This window comes from Tannerella forsythia, assembly GCF_001006485.1.
GTDB lineage: Bacteria > Bacteroidota > Bacteroidia > Bacteroidales > Tannerellaceae > Tannerella > Tannerella forsythia.
In genome coordinates this window covers 1-439 of the sequence record NZ_JUET01000018.1, presented here as the reverse complement: position 1 = coordinate 439, position 439 = coordinate 1, and the positions used below count along the sequence as shown (strand labels likewise).

Annotated in this window: 1 protein-coding gene; it reads left to right on the top strand. The window is 67.0% G+C overall.

All coding sequences use genetic code 11. The features are described from left to right. On the top strand, nucleotides 1-439 hold a 439-nt coding region (locus Tanf_RS00945), incomplete at both ends, for a TolC family protein (RefSeq protein ID WP_046824574.1).

The following is a 439-nucleotide window of genomic DNA, read 5'->3' as shown; positions in this document are numbered from 1 at the left end:
TGCCCACCCTGTCGCTCGCCGGCGACGCTGCGGCGGATATCTGCTCACCCTTCTCCGATCGCAGCGCCTACAGCTTCGGACTCAGCGTCTCGAGCAACATATTCGGCGGCAACGCCACCCGGGCGCGGGTCCGCAGCGCCGATTATTCGCTTGCGGCCGCTGAGGCCGCCGCACGCCAGGCACGCAACGAGATGAGCCAGCGGCACGCCGATGCGCGGCAGCAGATCGGCAGCCTCACGCGGCTGCTCGACACGCTCAACCTGCGCGAGGCGGACATGGCGGAGACCGGCCAGCTCTATCGCGCGCAATATCTCGAAATGGGCACGCGGACGCTGGTCGATCTGCTCAATGCCGAGCAGGAGCTGCACCAGGCGCGGTTCGACGCAGTCAATACCGAGCACGACCTGGGCCGGCTCCAGCTCGACTGCCTCTATTATTC